The organism is Kocuria rhizosphaerae (assembly GCF_044462265.1).
Taxonomy (GTDB): Bacteria; Actinomycetota; Actinomycetes; order Actinomycetales; family Micrococcaceae; genus Kocuria; species Kocuria rhizosphaerae.
On record NZ_JBISWL010000002.1, the window covers coordinates 1 to 1,337 of the forward strand.

General features: G+C 69.8%; 1 protein-coding gene. It reads right to left on the reverse strand.

Going from position 1 to position 1,337, the window contains the following annotated elements:
- Positions 1 to 485: 485 nt before the first annotated feature.
- Positions 486 to 1,001: a GyrI-like domain-containing protein gene (locus tag ACH9EU_RS00045; protein ID WP_396411883.1), complete on the reverse strand. Its 516-nt coding sequence runs from the start codon at positions 999 to 1,001 to the stop codon at positions 486 to 488.
- Positions 1,002 to 1,337 lie beyond the last annotated feature (336 nt).

The following is a 1,337-nucleotide window of genomic DNA, read 5'->3' on the forward strand; positions in this document are numbered from 1 at the left end:
GCCGGTCCTCACGCCGGTCGTCACGGCGGGGTCCACGGTCCTCACGGCGGTCACCCTGTCGCTGCTCGCGACCGGCGAAGGACCCACCACGCTCGGTACCCCGGGACGAGCTTCGACGATCATCACGGAACGAGCCGCGCTTCTCGGGACCGGATCGGCGACCGGGGGGCGAATCGAAGCGGCCACCGTCACGGCCCGCTCCTCCGCTGCCCGGAAGGTCGCCGGAATCCCCGCTGTCGCGTTCGTCCCGGGAACCGTGCTGGAAGGACTCGGACACGTACCGCTCCTTTGTGCCGACGCTGCCTTCTGTCGACGCTCGTGGTTATCGGCAGGCACCGTGAGACGGCCCGCACTATTGATCGCCCCCCATTGTATAAGCCGGGTCGAAGACGGCCGGCACACGGAGTTGCAGGGTACGGGACAGGACCGAAGGCCCCGTCCCGATGCAGACAGCCGCAGACGGCGCAGTGACCGAGACGCTCCTGCTACGGACGAAGTGCCCAGTACAACTCCGTGACCATGTCCTTCGGATCGTCGCCGGGATGGGGTTCGGTGACATAGACCTCCCACAAGAGCTCGTCGAGAACGAGTTCTTGCCGCCGGGCCCACTCGGCAAGCCGGCCCCACGAGTCACCGAGCGCGTCATAGTTGCCGCGATGGACGGTCATCACAGCTCGCGAGGCCGGTATCCGGCCCTCCGCCACCGGCCCCGACGGCCTCACCGACCCGAGGACCGGAAATCCGACCTCGAGATCCGCAGCCTCCACGGGAACGCCACGATAGAGCGAGAGCGGGGGCCCCGACGGCTCGAATCCGCCGTCCGCCATGCCTCTGCTCAGGTCCTGGAACGCCCGGTCGAAAAAGCTCCGCAGCTCGGCCACCGGCACCTGCCCGGTCACTACGGCCAGGGACTGATCCGGGACGTCGACGATCCGGAAGTCCACATCGACCTTCCCCGAGACGTCCCCTGTCCGGCCGGACCCATCACTGTTGTCACCCATGGCCCCCATGGTGCCGTCTCGGCGCGGCAGCGCGCCAGTACCCGGCACCACTCCTGCCTCACCGGACAGGCCCGGATTCCGGAGACGCTCGGCCCGCGGGCCCCACCCCGGGATGGCAGAAGCCCCCCACCTGTGGCGGGGGGCTTCTGCGGTGGCGGCGTGGCCCCGTCCGTGCAGGTGTCCGGGATGGTGCCGCATCCGGGCAGGAGGGACGCGCCTCACCCGCCGCGGGCAGAGGGGTGTTGAATGCGGGGAGCCCCCGCACGGTGTGTGCGGGGGCTCGACCCTTGGGGTGTGGTCCGGCGGTGTCCTACTCTCCCACACCCTTCCGGGTGC